The following is a 1,742-nucleotide window of genomic DNA, read 5'->3' as shown; positions in this document are numbered from 1 at the left end:
ACAGCTGNCGAAGCGACCTCGGTACACTGGCATGGCCAGCGCCTGCCCAATGGCATGGATGGCGTGTCCGGCCTGACGCAGCCGGCCATCCCGCCCGGCAAGACCTATGTCTACGAATTCACCGCACGGCGCGCCGGCACCTTCATGTATCACCCGCACGCCGATGAAATGGTGCAGATAGATCACCACTGTCACGTTGTCAGCCTGGCGCAGCAGCGGCAGGGCGGCGGTGATGGCGCGGGTCGATTCCATGCTGCCATCCCAGGCGATCAGGGCATTCTTGCCCACGTGCTTGAATTCACCGGCGCTGGGGATGATCAACACCGGGCGCGGGGAGTTGAGCATCACGTATTCGGGCAGATCGGTCAGGAAGCTGTCGTCGGCATCGTCCAGGTCGGCCTGGCTGACCACCACCAGGTCGGCATAACGCGCTTGCAGGGCCAGTCCGCCCTCGGCATCGTCATCAACGAAGCGTTTTTCGCAGGAGGGCACGCCCACGCTGTTGGCGATCTTGTCGAAGTTTTCCAGGGCGGCCAGGGCGCGGTCGCGGAAACCATCCATCTGCGCTGCGATGTAGGCCGCGCCTTCCATGGTGATGAAGCTGGAGATGCCACTGACGGCGCTGCCGATCAGGTGCGCCTGCTGGGCCCGGGCCAGCTCGGCGGCAATGCGGATGCGTTGGGCGGCGTGACGCGATTGGTCGACGTGGACCAGGATGGACTTGTAGCTCATGGTGGCTCCTCGGGATATTCATGGGGGAAGGCATCCGGGGCTGGACGCCATATGGTCAGAGTAGGCCCGGGGAGGGAGGTCGTCTAGCCCAATGAACCGCCTGCTTGACGCATGTCAATCCGTGCCGGGCGGCAAGGCTGGGTTATCCTAGTGCGCTTTCGCTCAACCTGCCTTTGGCGCTTTCGGGGATTTCATGCAATCCATCTTCCACCTGGCCTACCACGTGCGCGACCTGGACCAGTCGCGCCGCTTCTATTGCGACCTGCTAGGTTGCCGGGAAGGCCGCAGCACTGATACCTGGGTCGATATCGACTTCTTCGGCCATCAACTCTCGCTGCATCTGGGGCAGCCCTTCGCGGTGAGCAACACCGGCCAGGTCGGCCATCATCTGGTGCCCATGCCGCATCTGGGCGTGATCCTGCCGATGCAGCACTGGCAGCAACTGGCTGATCGGCTCACCGCCAGCGCTGCCGTCCAATTCGTGCTGGCGCCGCAGATCCGCTTTGCCGGTGAGCCGGGCGAGCAGGCCACCATGTTCTTCCTCGATCCCTCGGGCAATCCCATCGAGATCAAGGGGTTCAAGAATCTTGATACGGTGTACGCCACATGAGCCCACGCCTTCCCATCCCCTTCGTCAGCCAGGGCGATGCCGCCTCGGTCGCCGCCTGGCTGCAGGCCTTGCGCCTGGCCCTGCCGGAAGAAGAGCTGGTCGCCTTTGCCGATCTGGACCAGGATCAGCGCTCGCAATGCCGTCTGGCCATCGTCGCCAATCCCGATCCGGCGCAATTGAAACTGTTGCCGCAGTTGCAGTGGGTGCATAGCGTCTGGGCCGGGGTGGAGCGGCTGGTGGCCGATCTCGGGCAGACCGATCTGCAGATCACGCGCCTGGTCGATCCACGCCTGGCCGCCACCATGGCCGAGGCGGTCCTGGCCTGGACGCTCTACCTGCATCGCGACATGCCGCACTACGCGCGCCAGCAACGCGCCCATCAATGGCAGCCGCTGGACTA

The 1,742-nt window shown here is 64.2% G+C and carries 1 protein-coding gene and 3 pseudogenes; 3 read left to right on the top strand and 1 reads right to left on the bottom strand.

What is annotated here, in order from left to right:
• Window positions 1-180 (top strand): annotated as a pseudogene (locus tag I5W_RS29410) (multicopper oxidase domain-containing protein); the annotation flags it as partial.
• Between the two features lie 141 nt (window positions 181-321).
• On the opposite strand, the pseudogene I5W_RS04590 reads toward I5W_RS29410, so the two are convergent.
• A pseudogene (locus I5W_RS04590) lies at window positions 322-732 on the bottom strand (universal stress protein); the annotation flags it as partial.
• A gap of 193 nt (window positions 733-925) precedes the next feature.
• Here I5W_RS04590 and I5W_RS04585 point away from each other — a divergent pair.
• A complete protein-coding gene (locus I5W_RS04585) occupies window positions 926-1,342 on the top strand; it encodes a VOC family protein (RefSeq protein ID WP_017451167.1) in 417 nt (138 codons plus the stop codon).
• Window positions 1,339-1,742: pseudogene (locus I5W_RS04580) on the top strand (glyoxylate/hydroxypyruvate reductase A); the annotation flags it as partial. The gene I5W_RS04585 and the pseudogene I5W_RS04580, both read left to right, overlap by 4 nt.

The organism is Herbaspirillum sp. B65 (assembly GCF_000333555.1).
GTDB classification, from domain to species: Bacteria; Pseudomonadota; Gammaproteobacteria; order Burkholderiales; family Burkholderiaceae_D; genus Herbaspirillum; species Herbaspirillum rubrisubalbicans.
The sequence above is the reverse complement of the archived record's forward strand: the minus strand, read 5'-3'. Positions and strand labels throughout refer to the sequence as shown.

Excerpts from the sequence above, each read along its gene's own strand:
- I5W_RS04585 (WP_017451167.1), top strand. The coding sequence starts at position 926 with ATGCAATCCATCTTCCACCTGGCCTACCACGTGCGCGACCTGGACCAG.